At 75.3% G+C, this 2178-nt stretch carries 2 protein-coding genes; both read right to left on the bottom strand.

Going from position 1 to position 2178, the window contains the following annotated elements; genetic code table 11:
- Positions 1–1757 (bottom strand): fimbria/pilus outer membrane usher protein (locus AC1D15_RS28355; protein WP_477828640.1); only part of this gene is annotated, 1757 nt, incomplete at its 3' end.
- A gap of 13 nt (positions 1758–1770) precedes the next feature.
- A partial coding sequence (locus AC1D15_RS28350; protein WP_477828639.1) for a fimbrial biogenesis chaperone occupies positions 1771–2178 on the bottom strand: 408 nt, incomplete at its 5' end.

The raw sequence follows: 2178 nt of genomic DNA, 5'->3' as shown, positions 1-2178 counted from the left end.
GCCTCGGCCTGCCCGGCGCTGCTGCGCTCGCCGGCCAGCAGGCGCCAGGCCCAGCCATCCGGTTCGTCCGGCGAGGCGCTGAGGCCCACCGTGGTGTCGGAGTCGCCATGCCGCGTGTGCGCGGCCGTCGCGCTGAGCACGCTGCGCGGCCCGAGCGGCACGAACAGCGTGGCCGTCAGCCGCGTGCCGGCGGTGTTGCCGGTGAGCCGCGTGACGCCCAGGCTGAGCGTGCTGCGGTAGCCCACGCGCACGCTTTGCCCGGCGGTGGCCGCGAGGTAGCGGCTGCCGTCGCCGGCCACCGTCTGCGCGACGCTCAACCCGAGGCTGCCCCAGGCCCCCGCGTTCAACCGGTGGCTGGCGGTCGTCTGGCGGCGTGTCGGCGGCGTCTGCAGGTCCTGGCCCAGCCCGCGCCAGGCGGCGGTGTTGCCTTCGGTGCGCAGCAACCAGCCGCTCGCGACGCCGGCGCGCTCGATGCTCAGCAGCCAGCCGGCACCGTGGCCCAGCGCGCTGCGGCTGCCCGAGAGCCCGGCCTGCACCAGCACCGGCCATGGCGTGTGGGCATGGCTGAGCGCGATGCTCGCCTCCTGCTGCGGCCGGGAGATGCCGGTGCGCAGCTCGCCGGTCCAGTCGGGGCTCAGGCCCAGGCGATACAGCCCGGCACCGAAGCGGGTGGCGTAGCGAGCGTCGGGCAGGCCGAGGTTGCGCCGGAGCTCGCCGGCCTCCACGCTCCAGTCGCTCAGCCCGGCGGCCAGCATGGCGTTGCTCGACAGGAAGCTCTGCTCGACGACCGTCTCGCGGCCCAGGATGTCGCGCACCACCATGCGGACCTGCCCGGTGCTGTCGGGCAGCGGCAGTTCGTTGATCGTGAACGGGCCGGCCGGCAGGTTGCCGGTCTGGCGCAGCACGTCGTTGATGTACAGCTCCAGCGTGCTGGGCGCGCTGGAGGTGCCGGCCAGCGACGGGATCGGGCGGCTGACGAAGCCGGGTTCCAGCGCGAAGTTGCGCGACAGCTGCACGCCGCCGAAGAACACCGGCCGGCCGATCGCGCCGGCGTGCGTGGCGAGGTCGCCCAGGCGCAGGCTGATGCGCGGCTCGGGGAAGTCGCGCGTGAAGCTCGTTTCCAGGCGCTGCCAGCGCGGCGCGGCATCGAAGCCGCGCACCGCGAGGTTGCGCCCGGCGTAGCTGGATGACAGCACGCCGGCGTCGCCCGACACGGCGGCCTCCACCAGCGCACCCAGGTCCTGCTGCGCTGTCGCGCCGCGCGCCGCCGAGCGGGTCAGGCTCAGGTCGTAGTTCAGCGCGAGCGCCGGCTCGGCCGGCGACACCGTGGGCCGCTTCGGTGCGGGTTGCGTGAGGCGCGTCGCCGCGAAGGCCTGCGGCGCGAAGTCGAGGTCCACCGATTGCGCGGCCGGGTGAAAGCGCGCCGCGAACCCCGGCAACGCCGACAGCGGGTACCAGGACTGCCCGCGCACGCGCAGCGGCGGCAGCTCGGGCCGGTTCAGCCGCCATTCGTCGAACGCGATCGCGGGGGCGAACAGCACACCGGCGCGCTCCATCAGCAGCCACCCGCCGCTCGGCTGCTGGTTGACGCGCACCTCCAGCGGCATCAGCCGCTCGCCGGGCACGCGATCCACGCCCGCATCGATCGCTTCTGCCAGCGCATCGCGTGGCGCGAGCGACGGCAGCGCGCACGCCGTCACGGCGCCTGCCAGCCAGGCGACACGAGCCGACCGACGCAGCACCGCGTGCCGGTCCATCGGGGCCGCGGCCTCACGGCAGCGCCAGTTCGTCGGTGCGGCGCGTGCCGTCGTCGAACAGCAGCGCGAGCTGCGCCGGTCCGGGCGCCACGTCGGGTTCGGACTGCAGCGCGATCGGGCGGCTGGCCCCCGGCAGCACATAGGCGCCTCCGTTGAAGTGCGCGAGCGGCCGGCCCGCGCGCAACACGCGCAGTTCGCGCACCTGCGCATAGGCGCTGCCGCGGTTCTCGCACTGCGCGAGCAGTTGCGCGCCGTCGCGCTGCAGCGTGCAGGCGAGGTCGCGCCGCGCCGCCGGCGGCGTGACGAACACCGGCAGGCTCATCGCCAGCGCGACCGGCACGCTGACGCCGGGTGCCGCCGGCAGCGCCTCCGGCACCTCGCGCATGACCAGGCGGTAGGTGAGCTGGCGGGTGGCGTCGCG

The organism is Rhizobacter sp. P2_H2 (assembly GCF_056403375.1).
This window is presented reverse-complemented; position numbering and strand designations above follow the sequence as displayed.